Source organism: Mycobacterium avium subsp. avium (assembly GCF_009741445.1).
GTDB classification, from domain to species: domain Bacteria; phylum Actinomycetota; class Actinomycetes; order Mycobacteriales; family Mycobacteriaceae; genus Mycobacterium; species Mycobacterium avium.
Window position 1 is genome coordinate 3848205 of sequence record NZ_CP046507.1, and the last position, 13209, is coordinate 3861413.

Consider the following 13209-nt stretch of genomic DNA (forward strand, 5'->3'; position numbering starts at 1 on the left):
TGGTCAGTACAGGATCATGTCGGGCTGCATCTGTTGCGCCCAGGCCACGATCCCGCCCTGCAGATGCACCGCGTCGCTGAATCCGGCCTGGCGCACCACCGCCAACGCCTGGGCCGACCGCACCCCGGTCTTGCAGTACAGCACCGGCATGCGGTCGGCCGGCAGCTTTGCCAGGCCCTCCCCGGAGTTGATCGACGACTGCGGGATCAGCTGCGCCCCGTCGAGGTGAACGATGTCGAACTCCACCGGTTCGCGCACGTCGATCAGCGCCAGCTTGGCGCCGGAGTCCAGCAGCTCGCGCAGCTGCCGCGGGGTGATGGCCGCCTCGGCCCCGCCGGTGGCGGCGTCGGTGGAGGCGGCCGGCGCGGCGCCGCACAGCTGCTCGTAGTCGACCAGCGTGGTGATGGCGGGCCGCGACGCGTCGCAGGGGTCGCGGCGGATCGCGATGGTGCGATAGCTCATCTCGAGCGCGTCGTAGATCATCAACCGGCCCAGCAGGGATTCGCCGATCCCGGTGATGAGTTTGATCACTTCGGTGCTCATCACCGAGGCGATGGAGGCGCAGACGACGCCCAGCACCCCGCCCTCGGCGCAGGACGGGACCGCGCCGGGCGGCGGGGGTTCGGGGTAGAGGTCGCGGTAGTTGAGTCCGCGGCCGTCCGGGGCGTCCTCCCAGCACACCGAGACCTGGCCCTCGAACCGGTAGATGGACCCCCACACGTACGGCTTGCCGGCCAGCACCGCCGCGTCGTTGATCAGGTAGCGGGTGGCGAAGTTGTCGGTGCCGTCGACGATCAGGTCGTAGTGGCCGAACAGCTCGACGGCGTTGGACGCGTCCAGCCGGAACTCGTGCAGCCGCACGTCGACCAGCGGGTTGATCGCGGCGATCGAGTCGCGCGCCGAGGCGGCCTTGGACCGCCCGACGTCGGCCACCCCGTGAATGATCTGGCGCTGCAGGTTGGACTCCTCGACCGCGTCGAACTCGACGATGCCGATGGTGCCCACCCCCGCCGCGGCCAGGTAGAGCAGCGTCGGCGCGCCCAGCCCACCGGCCCCGATCACCAGCACCCGGGCGTTCTTGAGCCGCTTCTGCCCGTCGACGCCGAGGCCGGGGATGATCAGCTGCCGGCTGTAGCGGGCCATCTCGTCGGCGGTCAGCTGGTCTGCGGGCGCCACCAGCGGCGGCAGCGGCGTGGACACGGGAAACGTCTCCTGCAGGTCGGTCGGCTCAGCGATTCGAGCCGTCTACCACCATCACAGCAGCCCGCCCACGGCGCGGCAACGAGGCCGCTAGGCGATCGGGTACGGCCAGGGATTGAAGCGGCAGGTCTTGCCGTCGGCCTTGACGACGTCGGGGTCGAACTGGGCGGCGTCGTTGTTGGACGTGGAGAACGTCTGCTGCATCATCACCGGCGCCAGCGCGCCCTGCTGTTCGCACGGCTCGTGGTGCAGGTAGCCGATGGCGTGGCCGACCTCGTGGTTGATCACGTATTGGCGGTAGGAGCCGACGTCCCCTTCGAACGGCACCGCGCCGCGCACCCAACGCGCCTCGTTGATGAAGACCCGCGCCTCCCGGTTGGCCCCGAATACCGGGTTGTAACAAGAGGTTTCGAGCCGGAATTCGTAGCCGCAGCCCTCGCGGACCGTCACCGGCGACACCAGCGAAATGCGAAAGTCCGGCTTGGCGCCGGCGGTCGCGTCGACCCGGATGAACGCGAACTGCGGGTTGTGCGTCCAGCCCTTCGGGTTGGCCAGCGTCTGGTCGACCATCTGAGCGAACGCGTCGTCGCCGCCGAACATGGTCGGGTCGATGCCGTTCTCCACCTCGACGCTGTACTTGAACACCTTGGCGGTGCCCTGACCGATCTGCGGTGTGACGCCGGGCACCACGTGCCAGGTCTTGTCGCCGGCTTCGGTGAACGGGCCGCCGTCGGGCAATGTGCCGGCCGGCAGGTTGGCGTCGAACGCGGCGAGCCCGCGCGGCGGGGCGTCGATGATCGTGGTGCCCACCGCGCCGATCGCGGTCGGGCTCTGGATCGGCTGGCTGGCGGTCGGTTTCGGCGAGCTGGTGCCGGTCACGGTCTGGTAGATGACCACGGCGGTGAGCACCACCAGCGCGGGCAGGGCGTATGCGCGCCAGCCGTAGGTGGAGACGAACCGCCCCAGCCAGGTCTGTTTGCGCCACTGCCGCGGCCGTTCCCGGTCCGCGCGGGTCCGCCCGGCTTCCCGGGCCAGCGGGTCGCGAAGCGCGCGCAACGGTTCGCGCCACTCGTCGCGCAGCACCGGCACACGACCCGTGCTGCGCGGGGGCCGCTGCGACGTCATTTTCCCAGGATTACACAGCCGCCCGGCCGCGCCGTCGGTGGCGCGCCCGAATCGGCCGCCGGACACCGCTTCTGCCAGCGACGACGACGTCGATCACGGTCGCATCAACCCCGCGGGTAGTAAGGTCTGTGCAACGAGCTGCGAGCGGCTGGCCCCGGTTTACCGACGGCCGGCCCTCGGCGATCAGGTGACGATCAGATGAGGACTCGATGAGCGAACTCGCCAAGATGCCGGCACGGCGTGCCGTCAAATCGGCTGACCGCGGTCGGCCGACGGACGGCGCCGCGGCTTCCAACCGGCGAGGCAACCGGTTGCCCCGCGACGAGCGGCGCGGCCAGCTGCTCGTCGTCGCCAGTGACGTGTTCGTCGACCGCGGCTACCACGCGGCCGGCATGGACGAGATCGCCGACCGGGCCGGGGTCAGCAAACCCGTTCTGTACCAACACTTTACGAGCAAGCTTGAGCTGTACCTCGCGGTGCTGGCCCGGCATGTGGAGAACCTGGTCTCCGGCGTGCAGCAGGCCCTGAGCACCACCAAGGACAACCGGCGGCGGTTGCACGCCGCGGTGCAAGCGTTTTTCGACTTCATCGAGCACGACAGCCAGGGCTACCGGCTGATCTTCGAGAACGACTACGTCACCGAACCCGAGGTGGCCGCCCAGGTGCGGGTGGCCACCGAATCCTGCATCGACGCGGTCTACGCGTTGATCAGTGAGGACTCCGGGCTGGACCCGCACCGGGCGCGGATGATCGCGGTCGGGCTGGTCGGCATCAGCGTCGACTGCGCCCGCTATTGGCTTGACTCCGACCGCCCGATCTCCAAGGCCGACGCCGTGGAGGGCACCGTCGCGTTCGCCTGGGGCGGGCTGTCACACGTGCCGCTCACCCGCTCGTAGGCGCCCCTCAACGCCCCTTGCCGGCGTGCTTGCCGACCACCTCGGCGCCCACCCCGAAGCCGACCCGGCGCACGTCGGCGATGCCGATCTCGACGTAGGCGATCTTGGAGGTGTGCACCAGGAAGCGGCGGCCCCGCTCGTCGCTGAGGCGCAGCAGGTCCGACCCGTCGCTCAACGCGGCGCTGACCAGTTCTTCGACTTCGTCGGGTGTCTGGGTGCTGGTCAGGACCAGCTCGCGTGGACTATCCGTGATACCGATCTTGACCTCCACGGTCACCCCTTCCGTAGGTATTCGAAGTCTGTCGTCGACATTGCCGTCGCGCCCCGTCAGCAGCAGGCTAGTGGACGCGGCCGGACCCCACCCGAGACAGTCCCACACTTCGCGGTCAGCGAAACTGCGGTCGCGGTGCGATAACGATTCGCTTGCAGGTTGTCTCGGCCACCCGCGCGATACCCGATCCGTGTTGTCACATGGCTAACTTCGGCCCCATGGGTACCACACTGCCGCACCTCGACGACCGGATCCGGGGTTACCCGGACGACGACGCTGACGACGCCTGCGACACCGACCCCTACCTGAACGCCGACTACAACTGGACCGGCTGGCCCGCCGACTCGCGCTGGCGGCCGGCCACCGCGATCGTCGGCGCCGTGGTGGCCCTGGGCGCCATCGCCACCGCCGTCATCATCAACAGCGGGGACAGCGCGTCCACCAAGGCCACGGTGGGGGCGTCGGCTCCGCACTCGGTGACCTCGGCGCCCGCGACCACCAAGGCGTCCGTCCCGCCCAGCGCCTCCCCCAGCCCGTCGCGCCCGCTGCCGGCCGAGACGTTCACCACGGTCACCTCACCCAGCGCGGCGCCCAGCGTCGCGCCCAGCCTGACCCCCGGCGTCGCCCCGGCCCAAACCCCCACGGCCGCACCGCCTCTGGCGGCGGCGCCGACGGTCACGGTGGATCCGCGCACCGTCGTCTACAGCGTGAGCGGAAGCAAGCAGCTGCTGGATTTGGTCAACGTCGTCTACACCGACGCGCACGGGGTGCCGCAGACCGAGTTCAACGTGTCGCTGCCGTGGTCGAAAGTGGTGGTGCTGGAACCCGGCGTGCAGACCGAATCCGTGGTGGCGACCAGCTTCTACGGCCGGCTCAGCTGCTCGATCTTCAACGCCGCCGGCCAGCGGGTGGTCGCCTCGGCCAACGCCTCGAACATGGCGACCTGCGCCCGCTGAGCCCCAGGGCGGCGCCGCCGTTCAGCCCAGGCCCAGTTCCCGCATGCGCCGCTCGTGGGTCTGCTGCAGCCGGTCGAAGAACGCGTTGAGCTGGCCCAGCCCGCCGGCGCCGGACACCACCAGATCGACCAGCTCGTCGTGGTCGGCCAGCAGGTACTGCGCCTGGGTGATCGCCTCGCCCAACAGGCGGCGCGCCCACAGCGCCAGCCGGCTGCGCTGCTTGCTGCTGGAGGTGACGGCGGCGCGCACCTCGGCGACGACGAACTGCGAGTGCCCGGTCTCCGCCAGCGCGGCGCGCACCACGTCGGCGACCTCGTCGGGCAGCCCGTCGGCGATCTCCAGGTACAGGTCGGCGGCCAACGCGTCGCCGACGTAGGTCTTGACCAGCGCCTCCAGCCAGGTGCTGGGCATCGTCAGCCGGTGGTAGTTCTCCAGCGCCGAGACGTACTTCGACATCGCGGACACCACGTCGACGCCCCGGCTCTCCAGCGCGTCGCGCAGCTGCTCGTAGTGCTGCATCTCGGCGGCGGCCATGCTCGCCATCGAGATCCGTCCGCGCAGGTCGGGAGCCATCTTGGCCTCGTCGGTGAGCCGGTAGAACGCGGCGATCTCGCCGTAGGCCAGCACCGCGAACAGCTCGTTGACGCCCGGGTGGTCGGCCGACAGTCGGGGGGCGGGTGAATCGGCTGCTCGGTCGGCTTCTCTGGCTGCTTCGGAGGACTGGCAAGAGGACCGGGTCATGGCAACACTGTAGTCGGCTGACTTAGCGCAAAATGGGAGCCAGCTGTCGACCGGCTATCATGTAGGTAGATGGCGGTTGTATTTGTCTTCAATTGCCACCATCGGGGAAATGTGCGTGCACAGTTGGCCCGCCCGGACTGGGTTCCTCCAGCCCGAGCCGGAGCCGGCGGCTCGGCGACGTATTCGGAGTCGGAACTGGTGCGCGCGTGACCGCAACAGAAAAACACCGACACAATCCGATACGTCACCGAGAGGCTATCTACCCACGCATGACCACACCCACCAGCACAACTGAACTCACTTTTGCTCAACTCGGCGTCCGCGACGAAATCGTCCGCGCGCTCGACGAAAAAGGGATTCAACACTCTTTTGCGATCCAAGAACTGACCCTGCCGCTGGCGCTGGCCGGCGACGACCTGATCGGCCAGGCCCGCACCGGCATGGGCAAGACCTTCGCCTTCGGGGTGCCGCTGCTGCAGCGCATCACGGCCGGCACCGCCCCGCGGGCGCTCAACGGCACCCCGCGCGCGCTGGTCGTGGTGCCCACCCGCGAGCTGTGCCTGCAGGTGACCGATGACCTCACGCTGGCGGCCAAGCACCTGACCGCCGACGGCGGCCGCCCGTTGTCGGTGGTTCCCATCTACGGCGGCCGCCCCTACGAGCCGCAGATCGACGCGCTGCGCGCCGGCGCCGACGTCGTGGTGGGCACCCCGGGCCGGCTGCTCGACCTTGCGCAGCAGGGCCACCTGCAGCTGGGCGGGCTGTCCGTGCTGGTGCTCGACGAGGCCGACGAGATGCTCGACCTGGGCTTCCTGCCCGACATCGAGCGCATCCTGCGGCAGATCCCCGACGACCGGCAGTCGATGCTGTTCTCGGCGACCATGCCGGACCCGATCATCACGCTGGCCCGCACCTTCATGAACCAGCCCACCCACATCCGGGCCGAGGCGCCGCATTCGGCGGCCACCCACGACACCACGGTCCAGTACGTCTACCGGGCGCACGCCCTGGACAAGGTGGAGCTGGTCAGCCGGGTGCTGCAGGCCGAGAGCCGCGGCGCCACGATGATCTTCACCCGCACCAAGCGCACTGCGCAGAAGGTCGCCGACGAGCTGGCCGAACGCGGCTTCAAGGTCGGTGCGGTGCACGGGGACCTCGGACAGGTGGCACGCGAGAAGGCGCTCAAGGCCTTCCGGACCGGCGACATCGACGTGCTGGTGGCCACCGACGTGGCGGCCCGGGGCATCGACATCGACGACGTCACGCACGTCATCAACTACCAGATTCCCGAGGACGAGCAGGCCTACGTGCACCGCATCGGCCGCACCGGCCGCGCCGGCAAGGCCGGGGTCGCGGTCACCCTGGTGGACTGGGACGAGCTGGCCCGCTGGGCGCTGATCGACAAGGCGCTGGGGCTGGACGTTCCCGAGCCCGCCGAGACCTACTCCAATTCGCCGCACCTGTACGAAGAGCTGGGCATCCCGGCCGGTGCCGGGGGCCGGGTGGGCGCCGCCCGCAAGCCGCAGGGCCCGCGCCGCAGCGCCGAGCGAGCGACCGCAAAGCCGGATCAGAAGTCGGAGACAGCCACGCGGCGCTCGGGCACCCGGCGCCGACGCACCCGCGGCGGCCAGCCGGTCAGCGGGCACCCGTCGGGCAACGGAGCCGCGAGCAGTAACGGCGAGGCGGCCGCGGACGCACCGGCCGGCTCCCCGCCGGGCAACCCCGGCTCGAGCCGGCGCCGACGCCGGCGTCGCAAGCCCGCGGACGCCACCGCGCAGAGCAACTAACGCCCCGGCGCCGACGCATGGTCAGACCCGAGCGGCGGACCAGGGGCGACATCGTGGCCGCCGCGACCATCGCCGTCGTCGTCGCCGCGACCGCCGCGCTGATCTGGTGGACCAGCGACGCCCGGGCAACCGTCAGCCGCCCGGCGGCCGTGCCGGCGCCCAACCCGAGCCCCGCCCGGCAAGTGCCGGCCAGCCTCAAACAGTTGTGGACCGCGGCCAGCCCGGCCACCACCGAGCCGGTGGTGGTGGGTGGGGTGGTCGCCACCGGTGCGGGCCGGCGGATCGACGGCCGCGACCCCGCGACCGGGCAGTCCCGCTGGAGCTATGCCCGCGACACCGACCTGTGCGGACTGTCCTGGTTGTACCGCTACGCCGTCGGGGTGTACCGCGACGACCGTGGCTGCGGCCAGGTGAGCACCCTCGACGGTTCCACCGGCCGCCGCGGGCCGGCCCGCAGCGGCTACGCCGACCCGCGGGTGCGGCTGTCCTCCGACGGCATGACCGTGCTGTCGGTCGGCGACACCCGGCTGGAGCTCTGGCGCTCGGACATGGTGCGGATGCTCACCTACGGCGAGACCGACGCCCGGGTGAAACCGTCGGCGCGCGGACTGCACTCGGGCTGCCGGCTGATCTCCGCCGCGGCCAGCTCGTCGGCGGTCTCGGTGCTGGAGAGCTGTGCAAATCAGGCCGACCTGCGGCTGGTGCTGCTGCGGCCCGGCAAGGACGACGACGAGCCCCAGCAACACATCGTGGCCGAGCCGGGCATCGCACCGGATTCGGGCGCCCGGGTGCTGGCCGTCCGGGAGGCCACCACCGCGGTGTATCTGCCGGCGCCGCGGCCGCGGGTCGACGTGATCGACGAAACCGGGACGACCGTGTCGAGCACGCCGCTGCCCAGACCGCCGTCGCCGTCGGCGGCGGTCTCGCACGCGGGCAGCGTGATGACCTGGTGGACCGGCGATTCGCTGATGGTCTTCGACGTCAACACCTTGGCGCTGCGCTACACCATCGCCGCCGGGGACAAGACCGCGCCGCTGGGGCCGGGGGCGATGATGGCGGGCCGGTTGCTGGTGCCCGTCACCGGGGCGATCGGCGTCTACGACCCGATCAGCGGCGCCAGCGAACGCTACATTCCGGTGGACCGGGCGACCGGCGGCGCGCCACCCGGGGCCGCGGTGGTGCCGGCCGTGTCCGGGTCGCGGGTGTTCGAGCAGCGCGGCGACACCGTGGTCGCGCTGGGCTGATCGCGATCTGGGCCGTCGCTTCGGTTCGGGCCGTCGCTTCGGTTCGGGCCGTCGAGTGTGAATCGTTGGCCTTGCGTGTGTATCTGCGGCGGCGACACGCCGAGCGGGCTCGCCGTCAGCGCACACTCAAAGCCCAGCGACTCGGCCGCGCGCCGAGGCTAGACCTCGACGGTGAACGTGGGCAGCGGCTTGCCGGACTTCCAGTGCTTGAGCAGCGCCGCGGCCAGTTCGCCGTAGGCCGCCGCGCCCTTGTTCTTGCGGCCGGCCATCACCGACGACCCCGAGGCGCTGGCCTCGGCGAACCGCACGGTGCGCGGAATCGGCGGGGCCAGCACCGGCAGGCTGTAGCGGTCGGCGACGTCGACGAGCACGTCGCGGGTGTGCGTGGTGCGCGAGTCGTACAGCGTCGGCAGGGCGCCCAGCAGCCGCAGGTCCGGGTTGGTGATCTGCTGGACGTCGGTCACCGTGCGCAGGAACTGCCCCACCCCGCGATGCGCCAGCGTCTCGCACTGCAGCGGCACGATGACCTCGTCGGCGGCGGTCAGCCCGTTGAGGGTCAACACCCCCAGCGACGGCGGACAGTCGACGATTACCACGTCGAACCGGTCGGCGAGTTTGGCCAGCGCCCGCTTGAGCGCGTACTCGCGCCCGGCCCGCATCAGCAGCATCGCTTCGGCCCCGGCCAGGTCGATGTTGGCCGGCAGCAGCGTCATTCCCTCCGCGGTGTCCACCAGCGCGGCGTTGGGCTCGACCTCGCCGAGCAGCACCTCGTGCACGGACACCGGCAGCTTGTCGGGATCGTGGCCCAGCGAGAAGGTCAGGCAACCCTGCGGGTCGAGGTCGACCAGCAGCACCCGCTTGCCCTCGTCGACCATCGCCGCGCCCAGCGAGGCGACCGTCGTCGTCTTGGCTACGCCGCCCTTCTGGTTGGCCACCGCCAGTACCCGGGTCTTACTCACCAGCGCCCGCCCCTTTTCATCGCCCCGCCTTTACAGTGCCATCCTGGCATGTTCGCCCGCCAGACGCTTGGGCCCAGCGGCCCCAGCATGTCGTCCGGCAGAATCACTGCACATGGGCTTGCACAACCACCGTCTGGTGCTGCTGCGCCACGGCGAGACCGAGTGGTCGAAAACGGGTCGGCACACCGGCCGCACCGAGGTGGAGCTGACCGAGGCCGGCCGGACGCAGGCCGAGCGCGCCGGCCGGGCGCTGAGCGAGCTGAAACTCGTTGAGCCACTGGTGATCAGCAGCCCGCGGCAACGCTCGCTGGCCACCGCGGAGCTGGCCGGGCTGAACGTCGACGAGGTGTCCGAGCAGCTCGCGGAATGGGATTACGGCTCCTACGAGGGCCTGACCACTGAGCAGATCCGCCAGTCGGTGCCCGACTGGCTGGTGTGGATGCACGGCTGTCCTGGCGGCGAGAGCGTCGCGCAGGTCAGCGGTCGCGCCGACGCGGCCGTCACCGCGGCGCTGCGGCAGATGGAGTCGCGCGACGTGGTCTTCGTCAGCCACGGCCACTTCTGCAGGGCGGTGATGACACGCTGGGTGGAACTGCCGCTCGCCGAAGGCAGCCGCTTCGCCATGATCACCGCGTCGATCGCGGTCTGCGGATTCGAGCACGGGGTGCGGCAACTGCGGGCGCTCGGGTTGACGTGAACGACGAACCGACGTTCGCGCTGTGCGGGCCGACGCAAACCCTGGTCGCCGACGGCGTGCGGCGAAGCTACCGCGACGTGGCCGCCGCGCAGGCCGCGCTGCGCTCCCAAGAAGTGTCAATTGTGTTGGGCGCGTTGCCTTTCGACGTGCGCCGACCGGCCGCCCTGCTGACCCCGGATACCGTGAGCGTCAGCGACGGCCCACCGGACTGGCCGGCCCGGAAGCTGCCGTCGATGCGGGTTGCCGCCGCCCTCCCCCCGCCGATCGACTACCGGGACCGGATCTGCCGGGCCCGCGAGCAGCTCGCCGCAACCGACAACCCGCTGCACAAGGTGGTGCTGGCCCGCGCCCTGCACCTGGTCGCCGACGCCCCGCTGGATGCCCGCACCATCCTGCGCCGGCTGATCGCCGCAGACCCGGGCGCGTACGGCTATCTCGTCGACCTCAGCGCCGCCGGCCACGACCATGCGGGCGTGGCGCTGGTGGGCGCCAGCCCCGAGCTTCTGGTGGCGCGCACCGGCGACCGGGTCGAGTGCCGGCCGTTCGCCGGGTCGGCCCCGCGTGCCGCCGATCCGGACACCGACGCGGCCAACGGTGCCGCGCTGGCGTCGTCGGCCAAGAACCGCCACGAGCATCAGCTGGTGATCGAGACCATCAGGGCCGCCTTGGAGCCGCTGTGCGACGACCTGTCCATCGCGGCCGAACCGCAGCTGAGCCGCACCGCCACGGTGTGGCACCTGTGCACGCCGATCAGCGGGCGGCTGCGCGATAGGTCAACCACCGCAATGGATTTGGCGCTGGCGCTGCACCCCACACCGGCGGTCGGCGGGGTGCCGACCGACGCCGCCGTCGAGCTGATCGCCCAACTGGAGGGCGACCGCGGCTTCTACGCCGGCGCGGTGGGATGGTGTGACGCCCGCGGCGACGGCCGCTGGGTGGTGTCCATCCGCTGCGCGCAGTTGTCGGCCGACCGGCGCAGCGCGCTGGCGCGGGCCGGCGGCGGTATCGTCGCCGAATCCGATCCCGACGACGAAGTCGCGGAAACCACAACGAAATTCGCCACCATACTCAACGCCCTGGACGTCCGATGAGCCACCGAATCCGCCGCGCCGCACCGCACGACGCTGCTGCCATCACCGAAATGATCCATGCGCTGGCCGAATTCGAGCGCGCCGCCGATCAGTGCACGGTCACCGAAACACGGCTCGCCGCAGCGCTTTTCGATGCGGCCCCGACGGTGCACGGGCATGTGGCCGAGGTAGACGGCACCGTCGCGGGGATGGCGCTGTGGTTCGTCAACTTCTCCACCTGGGACGGCGTGGCGGGGATCTACCTGGAAGATCTGTTCGTACGACCGGGGTTTCGCCGCCGCGGACTGGCCCGGGCATTGCTGGCTGCGCTGGCCGCCGAGTGCGTGCGACGGGGCTACACGCGGCTGAGTTGGGCGGTGTTGAACTGGAACACCGACGCCATCGCCCTCTACGACGGGATCGGCGCCCGGCCGCAGCGGGAATGGACCACCTACCGGCTGTCCGGGCCGCGGTTGGCGGAGCTGGCGGAGTCGTCCTGACCGCCGGCGGCCCAGCGCACCGCGGCCGGACTGAACAGCAAGCCCAGCACGACCAGGGCCACCGCGCCGGCCGGGATCCCGAAGCCCGGCTGATGCGACCCCACCGCCAGATACCAGGCGACCGGCAACAACAGCAGCTGGGTGATCACCGCCAGCCCGCGGCCCCACCGCTTGCCGCGGGTCAACGCGCGCCCCGCGCCGATCACCGCGGCGCCGACCAGCACGAACCAGCCCGCGGTGGCCAGGCCGTTGACCACATGCTGGTCGGCGCCGGCGATCCCGCGCACCACCAGCACCACCGCCACGACCAGCGCGGCCACCCCTTGCAGCAGGACGATCAGGCCGGCACGGCGAACGGTGGTCGGGGCGGCGGGCGTCGTCACAGCGTCAGCGTAGCCACGACACCCGTCCGACTCCTCCTCGCGCCGCGCTGCGGCGCGCATCGTCGCACCGCATGGTTCGATCGCGGCACTCCTCCTCGCGCCGCGCTGCGGCGCGCATCGTCGCACCGCTCGGTTCGATCGCGGCACTCCTCCTCGCGCCGCGCTGCGGCGCGCATCGTCGCACCGCATAAGCTCGTGGCTCATGCGGGCCGTGCTGATCGTCAACCCAACAGCGACTTCGACCACCGCGGCCGGGCGCGATCTGCTGGCCCACGCGCTGAAGAGCCGCCTGCAGCTCGCCGTCGAGCACACCAACCACCGCGGTCACGGCACCGAACTCGCGCAGAAGGCGCTCGCCGACGGCGTCGACCTGGTCGTCGTGCACGGCGGCGACGGCACGGTGAGCGGGGTGGTCAACGGCCTGCTCGGCCGTCCCGGATCGCTGCCGACCGGACCGGTGCCGGCGGTGGCGGTGGTCCCCGGCGGCTCCGCGAACGTGCTGGCGCGGTCGCTGGGCATCTCCCGCGACCCGGTCGCGGCCACCAACCAGCTCATCCAACTGCTCGACGACTACCAGCGCCACCACACCTGGCGCCGCATCGGACTTATCGACTGCGGCGAGCGGTGGGCCGTGTTCAACACCGGCATGGGCGTCGACGCCGAGGTGGTGGCCGCCGTCGAGGCCGAACGCGACAAGGGCGGCAAGGTGACCGCCTGGCGCTACATCCGCGCCGCGGTGCCCGCCGTGTGGGGCTACACCCGCCGCGAACCGATGCTGACGCTCGAACTGCCGGGCCGCGAACCCATCACCGGGGTCAGCTTCGCGTTCGTGTCGAACTCGAGCCCGTGGACGTTCGCCAACGAGCGGCCGGTGTGGACCAACCCCGGCTGCAGCTTCGAATCCGGCCTGGGGGTGTTCGCGCCCACCACCCTCAAGCCGATTCCCACCCTGCGGATCGTCCGGCAGATGTTCGCCAAACGCCCCGCCTTCAACTTCAAGCAACTGATCACCGAAGACGACCTGCCCTGCCTGCGAGTTACCTCGACCGGCGGCCCCCTCGCCTGCCAGTTCGACGGCGATTACCTCGGCGTGCGCGAAACCATGACGTTCAAGTCCGTTCCGGACGCGCTGGCGGTCGTCGCGCCGCCGCGGCAAAAACGTCTCTGACCAGCTACAACACCTCGGCCCCAGGGCGGCCGGAAAACGGGGTTTCGGCGAAGAGGCCCGTCAGTGTAGTACAATGGAGTAAGGGTTCGGCTACGAGATGATCAAAGTGAGATAGCCCACGAGCGAACTCACACTATTGACATCTGTTGAGCCTGTGAAACGATCAAAAGGTTGCATGCAGAAATTTCGTGGGGGTACGGCCCCTTTTCTTC

At 70.6% G+C, this 13209-nt stretch carries 14 protein-coding genes; 8 read left to right on the top strand and 6 right to left on the bottom strand.

All coding sequences use genetic code 11. From position 1 onward, the window contains the following. Nucleotides 1-3: 3 nt before the first annotated feature. Together moeZ and MAA44156_RS17895 are read right to left on the bottom strand one after the other, a co-directional pair. Nucleotides 4-1200 carry an adenylyltransferase/sulfurtransferase MoeZ gene (moeZ, locus tag MAA44156_RS17890; protein ID WP_009978667.1) on the bottom strand — a complete coding sequence of 399 codons (1197 nt, stop codon included), beginning with the start codon at nucleotides 1198-1200 and terminating at the stop codon, nucleotides 4-6. Nucleotides 1201-1290: 90 nt separating this feature from the next. Beyond that, nucleotides 1291-2325, bottom strand: coding sequence for a DUF3152 domain-containing protein (locus tag MAA44156_RS17895; protein ID WP_003874620.1), 1035 nt, complete (start codon nucleotides 2323-2325; stop codon nucleotides 1291-1293). 209 nt (nucleotides 2326-2534) lie between these two features. On the opposite strand from MAA44156_RS17895, the gene fasR reads away from it, so the two are divergent. Continuing rightward, entirely contained in the window at nucleotides 2535-3221 is a 687-nt protein-coding gene (gene fasR, locus MAA44156_RS17900) for an HTH-type transcriptional activator FasR (RefSeq protein ID WP_003874619.1), read from the top strand. Between the two features lie 7 nt (nucleotides 3222-3228). Here the strand turns inward: fasR and MAA44156_RS17905 are convergent, their stop codons facing one another. After that, nucleotides 3229-3498, bottom strand: coding sequence for a DUF3107 domain-containing protein (locus MAA44156_RS17905; RefSeq protein WP_003878902.1), 270 nt, complete (start codon nucleotides 3496-3498; stop codon nucleotides 3229-3231). 212 nt (nucleotides 3499-3710) lie between these two features. On the opposite strand from MAA44156_RS17905, the gene MAA44156_RS17910 reads away from it, so the two are divergent. After that, nucleotides 3711-4448: an MmpS family transport accessory protein gene (locus MAA44156_RS17910; protein WP_003878903.1), complete on the top strand. Its 738-nt coding sequence runs from the start codon at nucleotides 3711-3713 to the stop codon at nucleotides 4446-4448. 21 nt (nucleotides 4449-4469) lie between these two features. On the opposite strand, the gene MAA44156_RS17915 is transcribed toward MAA44156_RS17910, so the two are convergent. Continuing rightward, nucleotides 4470-5189: a ferritin-like fold-containing protein gene (locus MAA44156_RS17915; protein ID WP_023863225.1), complete on the bottom strand. Its 720-nt coding sequence runs from the start codon at nucleotides 5187-5189 to the stop codon at nucleotides 4470-4472. A gap of 269 nt (nucleotides 5190-5458) precedes the next feature. Here MAA44156_RS17915 and MAA44156_RS17920 point away from each other — a divergent pair, with 269 nt between their 5' ends. Continuing rightward, nucleotides 5459-6976 carry a DEAD/DEAH box helicase gene (locus MAA44156_RS17920; protein ID WP_009978673.1) on the top strand — a complete coding sequence of 506 codons (1518 nt, stop codon included), beginning with the start codon at nucleotides 5459-5461 and terminating at the stop codon, nucleotides 6974-6976. A gap of 17 nt (nucleotides 6977-6993) precedes the next feature. Further along, nucleotides 6994-8220, top strand: a complete 1227-nt coding sequence (locus MAA44156_RS17925; RefSeq protein ID WP_009978674.1) for an Rv3212 family protein — start codon at nucleotides 6994-6996, stop codon at nucleotides 8218-8220. A 158-nt stretch (nucleotides 8221-8378) separates the two neighbouring features. Here the strand turns inward: MAA44156_RS17925 and MAA44156_RS17930 are convergent, their stop codons facing one another. Further along, nucleotides 8379-9179: a ParA family protein gene (locus MAA44156_RS17930; RefSeq protein WP_009978675.1), complete on the bottom strand. Its 801-nt coding sequence runs from the start codon at nucleotides 9177-9179 to the stop codon at nucleotides 8379-8381. A 112-nt stretch (nucleotides 9180-9291) separates the two neighbouring features. Between MAA44156_RS17930 and MAA44156_RS17935 the strand changes: the two genes are divergently transcribed. Genes MAA44156_RS17935 through MAA44156_RS17945 form a run of 3 tightly spaced genes read left to right on the top strand, consistent with a single transcriptional unit; the run spans nucleotide 9292 to nucleotide 11446 of the window. Beyond that, nucleotides 9292-9876 (top strand): acid phosphatase, encoded by a 585-nt coding sequence (locus tag MAA44156_RS17935; RefSeq protein WP_009978676.1) that lies wholly within the window; start codon nucleotides 9292-9294, stop codon nucleotides 9874-9876. Then, the gene (locus tag MAA44156_RS17940; protein WP_009978677.1) at nucleotides 9873-10967 is read left to right on the top strand and encodes an isochorismate synthase; all 1095 of its coding nucleotides are present in this window, start codon (nucleotides 9873-9875) and stop codon (nucleotides 10965-10967) included. The genes MAA44156_RS17935 and MAA44156_RS17940 overlap by 4 nt, the downstream gene beginning before the upstream one ends. After that, the gene (locus MAA44156_RS17945; protein WP_009978678.1) at nucleotides 10964-11446 is read left to right on the top strand and encodes a GNAT family N-acetyltransferase; all 483 of its coding nucleotides are present in this window, start codon (nucleotides 10964-10966) and stop codon (nucleotides 11444-11446) included. The genes MAA44156_RS17940 and MAA44156_RS17945 overlap by 4 nt, the downstream gene beginning before the upstream one ends. Here the strand turns inward: MAA44156_RS17945 and MAA44156_RS17950 are convergent. Continuing rightward, the gene (locus MAA44156_RS17950) at nucleotides 11398-11829 is read right to left on the bottom strand and encodes a hypothetical protein (protein WP_009978680.1); all 432 of its coding nucleotides are present in this window, start codon (nucleotides 11827-11829) and stop codon (nucleotides 11398-11400) included. The genes MAA44156_RS17945 and MAA44156_RS17950 overlap by 49 nt on opposite strands. A 202-nt stretch (nucleotides 11830-12031) precedes the next feature. Between MAA44156_RS17950 and MAA44156_RS17955 the strand changes: the two genes are divergently transcribed. Next, nucleotides 12032-12997 (top strand): diacylglycerol/lipid kinase family protein, encoded by a 966-nt coding sequence (locus MAA44156_RS17955; protein ID WP_009978681.1) that lies wholly within the window; start codon nucleotides 12032-12034, stop codon nucleotides 12995-12997. Nucleotides 12998-13209 lie beyond the last annotated feature (212 nt).